Here is a 12,010-nt window from a genome sequence, read left to right on the forward strand (position 1 = left end):
TTTTCCGCAGCCCTGTCGGGGCAGGGCATAGTGGATCGTCTTCCAAACAAGAGGTCAGGGAAGGTACTGCCCATGCTTTATGCGATCCTTTGCTATCATGACGAGGACTTCGTCGGCTCCTGGAGCAAGGACCAGGACGAGGCGGTGATGAAGAAGCTCGCCGTGGTGCAGGAGAAGCTCACGAGCCAGGGCCGGCTCGGTCCGGTGGCGCGGCTGTTGCCGACCACCGCGGCGGCGACGCTGCGTAAGGAGGACCCGCCGCTGGTGCTCGACGGCCCCTATGCCGAGACCAAGGAGCAGTTGCTCGGCTTCTATATCGTCGATTGCAAGAACCTCGACGACGCGCTCGACGTTGCGCGCGACCTCGGCGCCTCCAATCCCGGCGGTGCCTATGAGGTGCGCCCCGTCGGCGTGTTCAGGCCGGGAGGAAACCTGACGTGAGCGAGACCGACACCGCCTGGATCGAGACCGCGCTGACTTCGGCGCGACCCCAGGCGGTCGGCGCGCTGCTGCGCTATTTCCGCGATCTCGACACCGCCGAGGAAGCGTTCCAGAACGCCTGCCTGCGCGCGCTCAAGACCTGGCCGCAGAACGGGCCGCCGCGCGATCCCGCGGCCTGGCTGATCATGGTCGGCCGCAATGTCGCGATCGACGAGGTGCGGCGCGCCCGCAAGCAGCAGCCGCTGCCCGAGGACGATCAGGCGATCTCCGATCTCGGCGATGCCGAGGGCGCGCTCGCCGAGCGGCTCGACGGTTCGCATTATCGCGACGACATTTTGCGCCTGATGTTCATCTGCTGCCATCCGCAATTGCCGGCGACGCAGCAGATCGCGCTCGCCCTGCGCATCGTCTCCGGCCTCACGGTGAAGCAGATCGCCCGTGCTTTCCTGGTCTCGGATGCGGCCATGGAGCAGCGCATCACGCGCGCCAAGGCGAAGGTCGCGGAAGCCGGGGCGCCTTTCGAAACGCCCGGTGCAGTCGAACGTTCCGAGCGGCTCGCCATTGTCGCGGCGATGATCTACCTGATCTTCAACGAGGGCTATTCGGCGAGCGGCGACACCGCCGAGATCAGGAAGCCGCTCTGCGAGGAGGCGATCCGGCTGGCGCGGCTGCTCCTGCGGCTGTTCCAGAGCGAGCCGGAGATCATGGGGCTGGCGGCGTTGCTGCTGTTGCAACATGCGCGCAGCGCCGCGCGGTTTGCGAACGACGGTTCTCTGATCCTGCTGGAGGACCAGGATCGCTCCCTGTGGAACGGCACCATGATCGCGGAAGGGTTGGCGCTGATCGACAAGGCGATGCGCCATCGCCGTAGCGGGCCCTACCAGATCCAGGCCGCGATCGCCGCGCTGCATGCCCGAGCGGCGACGCCGGAGGAGACCGACTGGGCCCAGATCGACCTGCTCTATGGCGCGCTGGAACTGGTGCAGCCTTCGCCGGTGGTGACGCTCAACCGTGCGGTCGCGGTGTCCAAGGTGCGCGGGCCGCAAGCCGCGCTCGACCTGATCGAGCCGCTGGCGCCGAAGCTTGCCAACTACTTCCATTTCTACGGCGTGCGCGGCGCCTTCCTGATGCAGCTCGGCCGCAACGACGAAGCCCGCATCGCCTTCGACCGCGCCATCGCGCTCGCCAATACCTCGGCGGAAGCCGCCCACATCCGCATGCACATCGATCGCCTGATCCGGGACAGCCAGCCGAAGAGCGGCAACGGGAGCGCCAGGCAGGGTGCGAAGGTGAAATAGGGCGCCCCGTCATTCCGGGGCACCCGAAGGGTGAACCCGGAATCTCGAGATTCCCCGGTGCGCAATTGCGCACCTGAGGTCTGGTCCTTCGGACCATCCCGGAATGACGACCAAAAAAAATCCCCGTCTTGTCGGCCCCAGCCTCCTCCCTTCGTCCTTAGCCCATATCCAGGGAGCCGTTCATGCTGAAAGCCATTGCCATCATCGCCATCGTGCTCGCGGTCGGACTAGCGGGCGTCCTCGTCTTTGCATTGACAAAACCCGACATCTTCCGTGTCGAGCGCTCGCTCGCCCTGAAGGCGCCGGCCGATGCGATCTATCCGCTGGTCGCCGATTTCCATCGCTGGACCGCCTGGTCGCCCTATGAGGATCGCGACCCCGCCATGAAGCGTACCTTCGGCAGAACCGCGTCTGGCAAGGGCGCGACCTATGCCTGGGACGGCAACAATAATGTCGGCGCCGGGCATATGGAGATCCTCGAGGCGAATTCGCCGTCGAAGCTCCGCATCAAGCTCGATTTCGAGCGCCCCTTCGAAGGCCACAACACCGCCGAGTTCACCTTTGTGCCGCAAGGCGATGCCACACTGGTCACATGGGCGATGTATGGTCCGGCGCCGTTCATGTCCAAGGTGATGCAGGTGTTCATCAACATGGATAACATGATCGGCAAGGACTTCGAGGCCGGCCTCGCCAGCCTGAAGAAGCTCACCGAGAAGAAATGAGCCTCACTGCCCAAGGAAAGAAAAGGAGAGAAACGATGCTCAATCCCTATCTGTTCTATCAGGACACCTGCGAAGCGGCGTTCAACTTCTACGCCAAGGTTCTCGGCGGCAAGATCGACGCGATGATGCGCGCCTCGGACGCGCCGCCGGACATGCCGGCCGCACCCGGCCGCGAAAAGACGATCATGCATGCGCGGATGTCGCTGCCCGGCGGCAGCGTGCTGATGGCCTCCGACGCGCCGCCCGAGCATGTCCAGAAGCCGCAGGGCTTCTCGATCTCGCTGACGATCGCCGATGTCGCGGACGCCGAGCGCAAGTTCAACGCGCTCGCCGACGGCGGCACCGTCACCATGCCCTTCAGCAAGACGTTCTGGGCCAAGGGTTTTGGCATGTGCGTCGACAAGTTCGGCATCCCCTGGATGGTGAACTGCCCGGCGGAAGGCATGTGACAGGCGCGACCGCCTGATACGTGGCGCCCCTCCCTCGATTGTTGCGGGTGAGGGGCGCGCCCAAGACGGTCACGCCCAAGACGGTCACGCCATCGCCGGATCGGCCACTCGCTGTCTCAACGGACCGATCCGGTCACATCCTCGCCGGGTGACGGCGACTGGACGCAACGAGGGCAGATCACGAGCTTCGTGCCGAGCTGCCTGTCGTTCTCCGCCTCGATTTCGTCATGGACCGCCCACCACGCTTCGGAGTAGGGGCGCAAGGTGCCGAGCACTCTTTCCCGTTCCTGGTTGGGATTTTCCTGCGCAGGTGCGGGGTTCGCTGCGCGCCGCTTTGTGACAGGTGGCCGGTTCGGGTTCTGTCCGAGGCCGTCCCATGCGATCGGACGACGCTCCTGCGCCGGCGCCGCCGCGCAGCCCATGAGCGCTGCGCAAAAAGTGAGCAAGACCAAGCCGTGTCGCATCATGCCGAACCCTCAGTGCGGTACGCGACACGCAAAATCCGCGTGAGAGACTTTGCATCGCGTCGGTTAAATGGAACCTAAGGGAAAAGGCGTGGCCGGCACGGCCGAATATGGAGTCTCGATTCGCATGACTTTGCGCGAGCAGTGGGGCCGCTTCGTGAAATGATCGGGACCGCATCGCACAACAACTGGCGCAATAATAGGCTGTGAACGGCGCGTCAGAATCGCTAATCATTCCTTCATAAATTGTACAAACTGGGATGGGCGTGACTTGGAAGGGGAGCGACCGATGGCGGCGGCGCTACAGATCAACTTTGCACTCTGGGGTATGCTCATCTGCGCGAGCATGGAATTGGCGCAGATGATCCAGGGGTTCTTCTAGAACCCGACGGCGCGCGAGACCGGCGCAATTTCGCTGGCGTGCTTGCGTGCGAGCTCACGAGCGCCTTTAGCTCACAAGCAATGCGATGAGCGTGAAGCTGACGCTTGCGATCACGATCATCGAAACGACGTAGCCGCGCGGCCGCGCCGTCCGCGAGGGCGGCGGTCTCTTCGGTCGCGACGGCGCGATCTGATGCCAGGCGGGTTCCGTCGGCGCGCGCCCGGCTTCTGCGCCCGAGCCGACATACTTCACGTAGAGCTCGAGCAGCCGCAGCTCGGACGGAAGGTCCATCAGGCCCTCGCGGTCGCGCCGTGACAGGAGTTCGAATTCGACGGTTTCCTCGGAGCTCAGTTGGCCGAGGACGATCCGTCCCTGGTCCGACAGGCGGTAGCGAAAGTCGATGGGCTGCATGGCAAGCGCCCCATTTGAAAATGAGTAATCTTGAAAAGGCCGAACCATTCTCGTCTATGACCATTACTGAGATTGTGACGCCGCCGCAGCCTCAGTCTGGCCGCAACCATCATAGACTGCAGGGAAAAGCTGCAAACCGCGTAAATTGTGCAGGCATTGCGAAGCGGATGAGCGGATTCAGCGTCCGGAGAGGCGAAATTCCGCAAAATTGCTCAATCGTCGGACAGCGACGGGCTCAAGCTGCTCACACGGCCGATGGCCGCCCGATCCTCACCGGCAGCGCGGATAGATCGCGGCGAGGTCGCGCCCCTTCAACAACAGCAACCGTGAGGTGAGGCCGCCGCGGCGGCCGATCCAGTCGCGCACCGGCCCCGGATAGGCTTGGAGCACCGCGTCGGAGGCTTCCGGCTCGGCATAGAAGCGCCCGCGCCGGTCGACCGAACGCGCTGCATGGAATCCGAGCACGGCGCGTTTGGTGACACAGATGCGCTCGCCCGGCACGATGCTCAGCACCAGCGTGCAGGCGGACAGGCAGGGGCCGTCGATCACCACGCGCTCGCCGCTGTCGCGCACCTTCTCGAACAGGTCGAGGAACGGCCCGACCTGTCCGCCCGGTGACTGGATGATGCGGATTTCGGCGGCAACGGGTGTGGAGGCGAGCAGGGCGGTCGCGAGCATCAGGGCTTTGACCAAAGCAGCACGTTGCATCGTACTCTCCGCACATTCGACGTCGTAGGGTGGGCAAAGCCACCGGGTCGCGCGAATGCGCGCCCGATGACAGGCTCCGCGTGCCCACCATTGGCACCACAAATCAATGGCACCACAAATCCGCAGAAGGTGGCGGGCACGGCGCGTCGCGCCCTTGCCCATCCCACAAATCCCGTGCCTACCCGTTGCGCCGTTGCCCGCGCAGCGTCGGCAGGCCAATGCCGGCTGCATCAAAGCCGCCATCGACGGCCAAAATTTGGCCGGTGATGTAGCTCGCGCTTCCCGAGCACAGAAAGAAGATCGCCTCCGCGAGTTCCTCCTCGAGACCGTAGCGGTTGAGCGGAATGGCGTCGTGATAGTCGGCGCGGATCTCCTTGGTGTGCACCTGCTTCGCCATCGCGGTGTCGACCGGCCCCGGCGCAACCGCGTTGACGCGTATGTTGAGCGAGGCGAGCTCGACCGCGAGCTGCTTGGTCAGGTGCGCGAGCCCCGCTTTGCTGGTGCCGTAGGCCGCGCGCAAGGTCGAGGCGCGCACCGCCGAGATCGAGGTGATGTTGACGATGGCGCCGCCGTCGCTGTCGCGCATCAAGGGCACCGCGGCCTTGGTGCAGAGGAACGGGCCGGTGAGGTTGACCTCGAGCACGCGGCGCCAGTCGGTATCCGACGTCTCCATCAGCGGCGCGAACACGGCGATGCCGGCATTGTTGACGAGCGCATCGAGCCGGCCGAACCGCCGCTCGATCGTCGTCATCGCGGCGCCGACCGCGGCCGCGTCGGAGACGTCGCAGGTCAGCGCGAGCGTCGCCTCGTCCTGGCCGATCTCGGCGACCGCGCGGCCGAGCAACTCCCCCTCGATGTCGAGCAGCGCCACGCGCCAGCCCTCGCCAAGGAACTTCTTCGCGGTCGCAAGCCCGATGCCGCGCGCGGCTCCGGTGACGAGGGCGACTTTTTGCGGGGCCTGCGGCATTTGCTAATCTGTCCTGTGTTCGAAAGGCTGTTCCCACGCGAGGGCCGGCCCCTTTTACTTCGCTTTCGTCCTCACAAGAAAGGGCCTGAAGCCATGCCCATCGATCCCGGCGCGACCCCGCTCGAGGAATGGCGGCCCGGTGTGACGACCCGCATGGTGACCTCCGCGCGCAATGGCGCGACCGCGCTCTGCATCTTCGAGCAATGGGTCGCCCCCGGCGCCGGCGCGCCGACGCACAGCCATCCGGTCGAGGAGGTGCTGACCGTGCGTGACGGCGAGGCCGAGATGTGGATCGAGGCCGAGCGCGTCACGGTGAGGGCCGGCCAGTCGCTGCTGATTCCGGCCGGCCGCAAGCACGGATTCCGCAATTCGGGCACGGCGACGCTGCACGTGCATGCCGTGCTGGCCGCGCCGGTCTTCGAGGCGCTGCCGGAAGGGGCGACTGAAGCGACGCGGCGGTGGGAGCAGTAGGGTAAGGGCGTCGTTGTCTATCGCCGTCACCTGAGGTGGCCGCTTCTTCAGCGGCCCTCGAAGGATGACGGGGATAGTGATAAAGCCAGAGCTTACGCCAGCTCCGCCGATGCGCGCTGCATGTTCGACGACATGTCGGAGGTCACGCGAGCGCGTGCTGGATCCTGGCCTTGCTGCTGAAATTGAACACTTGAAGTTCCCCGGAATTGTTCAATTTCGCATCGTCTCGGCGAAATTCGGCAAGCAATGTCGGCGCAAGCGTGCGTACATCGTCTTCAAGAGGATTTTCCCTGCGGAGACCGATCAATGTCTGACGACCGCGAGCGACTGATTCGAAACCTCTTCGCAGCCTATCTCGGCAACGACCGGCAACGGGTGAGCGAGGCGCTCGCCGACGATTTCCGCTTCACCAGCCCGTTCGACGACGACCTCGACAAGGCGACCTATTTCGAACGCTGCTGGCGGGACACCGGCTGGATCGCGCGCCACGATATCGAGCGAATCTTCGTCGTCGGCGACGAGGCCTTTGTCACCTATCGCTGCCTTGCGACCGATGGCAGGAGCTTTCGCAACACCGAGTTCTTCACCTTCGCCGGCGGCAAGGTTCGCCGGATCGAGGTCTATTTCGGCGCTGCGTTCCAGGATGGCCGGTTCCTGCCGCAGCCGCGCTGACGCAGGAACCTCCCAAGCATGACCTCCGAAATAATTTTCGTCACGGTGTCGATTCGATAGCAAGGCATTCGTCTAACAGGGGAGAGCGGGCTGGCTCGGCCCGCCCATCTCCCTCGTCCTTCCGGGGCAGCCCGCAGAGCTGACGGACCAGGTAAGCAAGGAACTGCCCATGCGATTCATGATGCTGATGATCCCGCTCGGCTACGAGACCACACCGCCGGACGTGCAACTCGATCCCGAGCGCGTCGCCGCGATGATGCGCTACAACGAGGCACTGAACGATGCCGGCGTCCTGATCACGCTTGACGGCCTGCATCCGCCCTCGATGGGCGCACGCGTGTCGTTTGCGACCGGCGAGCCTGTCGTGACCGACGGCCCCTTCACTGAAGTCAAGGAAGTGCTGGGCGGCTACTGGATGATCGAGGTCGATTCGCGTGCCGAGGCGATTGCGTTGGCGAAGCAGTGCCCGGCCTCGGCCAATGAAGTCATTGAGATCCGGCAGGTGCAGGAGATGGCCGACCTTCCGCCGGACGTGCAGGCCGCGGCCGCCGGCTTCGACGGTCTGAAGAACTAGCCAGAGCGGTCGCGATTGGAATTCGCGGCCGTCATCAACAAAGTCACCAACAAAGGAGAGAACCAATGAGCACCGACACCTATCTCGCCGTCTTCCTCGGCAGCAAGACCAGCCCGAAATGGGCTGCATGGAACGCGATGTCGGACGCCGAGCGCAAGGCGAAGGAGCTGGAGGGCATCGCGGCCTGGAAGGGTTGGGTCGAGAAGCATCAAGGCGCGATCCAGGCGATGGGCGGTCCGCTCGGCAAGACCAAGCGGGTCGATGACAAGGGTACTGCCGACACCGCCAACGAGATGGGCGCCTTCACCGTGGTCCGCGCCGCGTCCCATGAAGCGGCTGCGAAGATGTTCGAGAACCACCCGCACTTCGCGATCTTCCCCGGCGAGCGCGTCGAGATCATGCCGGTGCTGCCGATCCCGGGCGGTTAGTCAGCTTCGTCATTCCGGGGCGCGCGCAAGCGCGAACCCGGAATCTCGAGATTCCGGGTTCGGCTCTTTCGAGCCGCCCCGGAATGACAGTGAAAATACGGGTTCACCAAATCCAGCTTGCGCTAGTGACCTTCACGCCCGGCTCATGTAAAAGCCGTTCACATGAGCTGGCGCAAGGAGACGCGCCGCGCCGAGCGCGGCTATCACCACGGCAATCTGAAGGAAGCCTTGTTGCAGGCTGCCCTCGGGTTGATTGCCGAGAAGGGCGCGGCCGGCTTCACCTTCGCCGACGCCGCGCGCATGGCCGGCGTCAGCGCGGCGGCGCCCTACCGGCATTTCCGCGACCGCGACGAATTGTTGTCATCGATCGCCCAGCGCGGCTTCGAGCAGTTCGAGGCGCGCTTGACCGCGGCCTGGGACGACGGCCGGCCCGATACGGTCACCGCGTTCGAGCGGGTCGGCAGGGCCTATCTCGCCTTCGCCCGCGAGGAGCCGGCATTCTACAACGCGATGTTCGAGTCCGGCCTGCCGGTCGATGCCAATCCGGCGCTCCAGGCCGCGAGCGAACGTGCCTTCAACATCATTCGCGCCGCTGCGGAGCGCCTTGCCGCACTCGCACCCCCCGGCACACCACGGCCGCCAGCGATGATGATGGCACTGCACATCTGGTCGATGGCGCATGGCGTGGCCTCGCTGTTCTCGCGTGGCGATGCTGCGCGACGAAAACTGCCGATGTCGCCGGACGAACTGTTAGAGGCCGAGGTGCTGATCTATCTGCGCGGTCTCGGCTTCCCGACCGATCGCCGTCCGCCCGCGAAAAGCGCTGAGCCGCCGCCGGTGCCACCGGAGGCGTCCTCCGGTTCTGGCGTGCCGCCCGGTGGCCCCTGGGGCAAGCCGAAATAAAATTGCGCAAATAATTCCGCGACCCTGTCAGGCGGCCGGCTTGACAAAATCGCGGGATGGGCTAGCTATGTAAATGTTATTTACATTCACAACGGCGCTGGTGCCGTGATGGAGATGGAAATGGCCTACACCGCTGATGTCAATCGATGGCGCGGTTCCTCGGACGAACACTATGAGCGCCCCCATATGCTCGACACGCCCTGGCATCCCGGCTGGATCGCCGTGACCATCCTCGGCTTCATCATCTGGTGGCCGATCGGACTTGCCCTTCTCTTTTTCACACTCGGGAGCAGAAAAATGGGTTGCTGGAGCCACCAGGATCGCTGGCAGAACAAGATGGAGCGGATGCAGTACAAGATGGACCGCATGCGCGGTCGCATGGAGCGCCGCGGTTTCGGCTTCGGCTTCGGCCCGCCCTCCAGCGGCAACCGCGCCTTTGACGAATACCGCACCGAGACGCTGCAGCGGCTCGAGGAGGAGCAGGTCGAGTTCAGGAACTTCCTCGACCGTCTGCGTCACGCCAAGGACAAGGAAGAGTTCGACCAGTTCATGGCGCAGCACAAGACGCGTCCGACCCCGCCGCCGACCGACCAGCAGCAGGGTTGATCTGGACACTTCTCAAAGCCTTCAGGCGCATGCCCCCAAAGTCCTGATGGCCCCGAGCCGCCCGCCTGCGTAGCCCGCAGGCGGGCGGTTTGATTTTGGGGAGAGCTCCGTTCCACGCAGATGAGAGGTCGTCATGCCCGGGCTTGTCCCGGGCATCCACGTTCTTCGTACCGCATGGCAAGGCGTGGATAGATAGGCCAGCGCTTTTGATTCAGAACCGGCGCACGGTTCAGCGACACCAAGACTTGCGCGCGCTGTCTCACCGGGCCGCGCTGCTCTTGCATGGACGAGGCGCATCATGGACCTCTGGACCCGCCTGCTGCTTGGCGTGACCGCCTTCGCGGTGCTGGGCTACATCAGCGTCGTCTATGGCAGCTGCGCGTCCGATCCCGACTGCCATTTCCGCCTGTGTCCCGGCCGGCATTCGCTATGTGGCGTTGATCACGCACATGTGCAGGACCGGTAGAACCCGATTCGCGCCAGGCCCGACCAAGCCCTGACAGCGCGCCTCCCGTGCGCGCCAACGGGTGCGACCATGACCGCCGCCGAGCCCAAAGAGATCAGCCAGCGTATCGCGCTCCTCGAGCGCGCCTCGGCGCTGTTCGACCGGTTCGGAACCCTTGTGCCGATGGCGATCGCGTTCCTCAATCGATGGCCGACGGAGGTCCAGCTTTATCCGCAGTGGCAGGTCGGCGAGTCCTGGCGGTTCTTTCTCAGCCTCTATTTCTATTGGCTTGCGTCGTTCGCACTCAGTCGTGCGGTCTCGTTCGCGAAGCGGAGTATCGAACCATGATCCTGCTCCGGGATTTCGCACTCTATGTCCTGCCCGCCCTGGTCGCGGCGGGTGGCTGGCTTTGCGCCCTCAGCCTGCGCAAGCGGGCCCGGCCTGAGTTCGCGGGCGAGAGCAAACGCGTCCCCGCAGGAAGGCTGGCGCCTTGATGCGGACCGCCTATATTCGCAGCTACAAACGCGGATGGGCCGGAGGCTGCAATGGCGGAAGCTGCGATCATGACGAGCGACAGGCTCTGGCAGCAGGTCCGCGGCAAGGCGCAGCGCGTGGCGGACGCCGATCCCGTCTTCGGCAGGGCCCTTGCCGGCACCATTCTCGCTCATGATGATTTCGCCGCGGCCTTGTCCGATCTGATCGGACGTCGGCTCGGCGGCAGTGAAGCCGAGCGCGCGCGCGTCTCGGCCTTTTCCCTTGCTGCCTTTCGCGGCTCGCCCGATCTGATCGAGTTGGCCAGCCGCGACTTGCAGGCCATCGCGATCCACGATCCCGCCATCGCCGACCTGTTGCCGCCACTGCTGCATTTCAAGGGCTATGTCGCGCTGCAAGCCTGGCGCGTCTCGAACTGGCTCTGGCAGCACGATCATCGCGATGCGGCGCTGCTGTTCCAGAACGAGGCCTCGAATGCCTTGCAGGTCAGCATCCATCCGGCCGCCAGCATCGGATCGTCGGTCTATCTCGACCATGCCACGGGCATCGTGATCGGCGCCAACGTGGTGATCGGCGACGAGGTCACCATCCTCCAGAACGTCAGCATCGGCCGCGGCAGTGAACTGCCGACGCGCTCGCCGCGGATCGGCCGCGGCGTCTACATCGGCGGCGGTGCGACCATCCTCGGCGACATCAGCATCGGCGATTTCGCCAAGATCGGCGCCGACGCGCTCGTGACGTCAGACGTGCCCGCTGGCTGCACGGCCGTCGGCAATCCCGCGCGGCTGACCAACTGCCCCGAACCTGCCTCGGCGGCCTGATCCCATCATTGTACGGAGCCACCCCAATGAAGACGGCAATCGTGATCGGTGTCGGCCCGGACCGCGGGCTCGGGGCCCGGCTCTGCAAGCGCTTTGCGGCCGATGGCCTCAAGGTGATCGTCGCGGGCCGCACGCTGTCCGCGTTGCAGGCGGTTGCAGACGACATCATCAAGGCGGGCGGAGCGGCCGTGCCCATCGTCGCGGACGCGACCAGCGAGAGCGAAATTGTCGCTCTGTTTGATGCCGCCGGCGAAGACCTCGATCTCGCCATCTACAATGCCGGCAACAATACGCCCGGCAAGATCATCGAGATGGAAGCCGACTATTTCGAGAAGGCCTGGCGCGTCGTGTGCTTCGGCGGCTTCCTGTTCGGCCGCGAGGCGGTGCGTCGCATGGTGCCGAAGAAGGCCGGCACGCTGCTCTTCACCGGCGCCAGCGCCTCGCTGCGCGGACGCCCCGGCTATGGTGCTTTCAACTCGTCAAAGGCCGGCCTGCGCACGCTGGCGCAGGCCATGGCCAAGGAATATGCGAACGACGGCATCCATGTCGGCCATGTCGTGGTCGACGGTGCGATCGCCGGCGACAAGATTATTTCGCGCTTTCCCGATGCGGCGAGCCGCGAAGACAGCCTGATCGACATCGAAGGCATCGTCGATGGCTTCGCGTTCCTCTACCGCCAGCCCGAACGAGCCTGGTCGTTCGAGCTCGATGTGCGGACCTCGAAGGAGAAGTGGTGAGGGCAGGGCGCCGTAGCCC

General features: G+C 64.8%; 18 protein-coding genes. 14 read left to right on the forward strand and 4 right to left on the reverse strand.

The features are described 5' to 3' along the window. Positions 1–72 precede the first annotated feature (72 nt). The 4 genes from XI08_RS43040 (at position 73) to XI08_RS43055 (ending at position 2,910) form a co-directional block, all read left to right on the forward strand. Complete coding sequence (locus XI08_RS43040; RefSeq protein WP_271579064.1) at positions 73–441, forward strand: YciI family protein; 369 nt, start codon at positions 73–75, stop codon at positions 439–441. Continuing rightward, positions 438–1,739 (forward strand): RNA polymerase sigma factor, encoded by a 1,302-nt coding sequence (locus XI08_RS43045; protein WP_271579065.1) that lies wholly within the window; start codon positions 438–440, stop codon positions 1,737–1,739. Before XI08_RS43040 ends, XI08_RS43045 begins: the two co-directional genes overlap by 4 nt. A 182-nt stretch (positions 1,740–1,921) precedes the next feature. Beyond that, entirely contained in the window at positions 1,922–2,461 is a 540-nt protein-coding gene (gene kdpF, locus XI08_RS43050; RefSeq protein ID WP_271579066.1) for a K(+)-transporting ATPase subunit F, read from the forward strand. Positions 2,462–2,496: 35 nt separating this feature from the next. Then, entirely contained in the window at positions 2,497–2,910 is a 414-nt protein-coding gene (locus tag XI08_RS43055) for a VOC family protein (RefSeq protein WP_271579067.1), read from the forward strand. A 116-nt stretch (positions 2,911–3,026) separates the two neighbouring features. Here the strand turns inward: XI08_RS43055 and XI08_RS43060 are convergent, their stop codons facing one another. From XI08_RS43060 to XI08_RS43075, 4 genes are all read right to left on the reverse strand, one after another. Continuing rightward, on the reverse strand, positions 3,027–3,377 hold the full coding sequence (locus tag XI08_RS43060) for a hypothetical protein (RefSeq protein ID WP_027545595.1): 351 nt from the start codon (positions 3,375–3,377) through the stop codon (positions 3,027–3,029). A 445-nt stretch (positions 3,378–3,822) separates the two neighbouring features. Next, a complete protein-coding gene (locus tag XI08_RS43065) occupies positions 3,823–4,167 on the reverse strand; it encodes a hypothetical protein (RefSeq protein WP_271579068.1) in 345 nt (114 codons plus the stop codon). Positions 4,168–4,437: 270 nt separating this feature from the next. After that, positions 4,438–4,875 carry a hypothetical protein gene (locus tag XI08_RS43070; RefSeq protein ID WP_027545593.1) on the reverse strand — a complete coding sequence of 146 codons (438 nt, stop codon included), beginning with the start codon at positions 4,873–4,875 and terminating at the stop codon, positions 4,438–4,440. Between the two features lie 178 nt (positions 4,876–5,053). Then, the gene (locus XI08_RS43075) at positions 5,054–5,842 is read right to left on the reverse strand and encodes an SDR family NAD(P)-dependent oxidoreductase (protein WP_271579069.1); all 789 of its coding nucleotides are present in this window, start codon (positions 5,840–5,842) and stop codon (positions 5,054–5,056) included. A gap of 93 nt (positions 5,843–5,935) precedes the next feature. Between XI08_RS43075 and XI08_RS43080 the strand changes: the two genes are divergently transcribed. From XI08_RS43080 to XI08_RS43125, 10 genes are all read left to right on the forward strand, one after another. Further along, the gene (locus XI08_RS43080; protein ID WP_271579070.1) at positions 5,936–6,313 is read left to right on the forward strand and encodes a cupin domain-containing protein; all 378 of its coding nucleotides are present in this window, start codon (positions 5,936–5,938) and stop codon (positions 6,311–6,313) included. 306 nt (positions 6,314–6,619) lie between these two features. Next, positions 6,620–6,985, forward strand: a complete 366-nt coding sequence (locus tag XI08_RS43085) for a nuclear transport factor 2 family protein (protein WP_271579071.1) — start codon at positions 6,620–6,622, stop codon at positions 6,983–6,985. Between the two features lie 169 nt (positions 6,986–7,154). After that, positions 7,155–7,559: a YciI family protein gene (locus tag XI08_RS43090; RefSeq protein ID WP_271579072.1), complete on the forward strand. Its 405-nt coding sequence runs from the start codon at positions 7,155–7,157 to the stop codon at positions 7,557–7,559. A gap of 65 nt (positions 7,560–7,624) precedes the next feature. Further along, positions 7,625–7,987, forward strand: a complete 363-nt coding sequence (locus XI08_RS43095; protein ID WP_271579073.1) for a hypothetical protein — start codon at positions 7,625–7,627, stop codon at positions 7,985–7,987. A gap of 162 nt (positions 7,988–8,149) precedes the next feature. Beyond that, positions 8,150–8,890: a TetR/AcrR family transcriptional regulator gene (locus tag XI08_RS43100; protein WP_027545587.1), complete on the forward strand. Its 741-nt coding sequence runs from the start codon at positions 8,150–8,152 to the stop codon at positions 8,888–8,890. A gap of 120 nt (positions 8,891–9,010) precedes the next feature. Further along, entirely contained in the window at positions 9,011–9,496 is a 486-nt protein-coding gene (locus tag XI08_RS43105) for a DUF2852 domain-containing protein (protein WP_027545586.1), read from the forward strand. Positions 9,497–9,794: 298 nt separating this feature from the next. Further along, positions 9,795–9,962, forward strand: coding sequence for a hypothetical protein (locus tag XI08_RS43110; protein ID WP_156936944.1), 168 nt, complete (start codon positions 9,795–9,797; stop codon positions 9,960–9,962). 69 nt (positions 9,963–10,031) lie between these two features. After that, the gene (locus tag XI08_RS43115) at positions 10,032–10,289 is read left to right on the forward strand and encodes a hypothetical protein (protein WP_271579074.1); all 258 of its coding nucleotides are present in this window, start codon (positions 10,032–10,034) and stop codon (positions 10,287–10,289) included. A 197-nt stretch (positions 10,290–10,486) separates the two neighbouring features. Further along, complete coding sequence (locus XI08_RS43120; RefSeq protein WP_271579075.1) at positions 10,487–11,254, forward strand: serine O-acetyltransferase; 768 nt, start codon at positions 10,487–10,489, stop codon at positions 11,252–11,254. Between the two features lie 26 nt (positions 11,255–11,280). Continuing rightward, positions 11,281–11,991, forward strand: coding sequence for an SDR family NAD(P)-dependent oxidoreductase (locus tag XI08_RS43125; RefSeq protein ID WP_271579076.1), 711 nt, complete (start codon positions 11,281–11,283; stop codon positions 11,989–11,991). Positions 11,992–12,010: the final 19 nt, after the last annotated feature.

This window comes from Bradyrhizobium sp. CCBAU 11361 (assembly GCF_028128935.1).
GTDB lineage: Bacteria > Pseudomonadota > Alphaproteobacteria > Rhizobiales > Xanthobacteraceae > Bradyrhizobium > Bradyrhizobium niftali.